Source organism: Mesorhizobium sp. M1A.T.Ca.IN.004.03.1.1 (assembly GCF_003997555.1).
GTDB lineage: Bacteria > Pseudomonadota > Alphaproteobacteria > Rhizobiales > Rhizobiaceae > Mesorhizobium.
The window spans coordinates 1-239 of sequence record NZ_RZTV01001024.1 but is presented as its reverse complement, the minus strand read 5'-3'; the positions used below and the strand labels follow the sequence as shown (position 1 = coordinate 239).

Annotated in this window: 1 pseudogene; it reads right to left on the bottom strand. The window is 66.5% G+C overall.

The window, feature by feature from the left end:
* A pseudogene (locus EOD29_RS34785) lies at positions 1-239 on the bottom strand (ABC transporter ATP-binding protein); the annotation flags it as partial.

The following is a 239-nucleotide window of genomic DNA, read 5'->3' as shown; positions in this document are numbered from 1 at the left end:
GTCCTGCACCGCCGCCTCGTCGACCCCCTGCCAGATCATTTCGGCCAGCGCGTCGCGCAGGCTGAGCGACTGCGGCAAGGCATAGGAAAGACCGCCCTTGGCCGGCTCCATGCTCTCCTTCAGCGGCAGCAGCGACATCAGCTTCAGCGCGCGGTCGGAGGTGCCGGTCAGCTGCTGCACGAAGGGATCGGCGGGTTCGGTGAGGATCTTTTCCGGCGTCGAGCATTGCAGCAATCGGC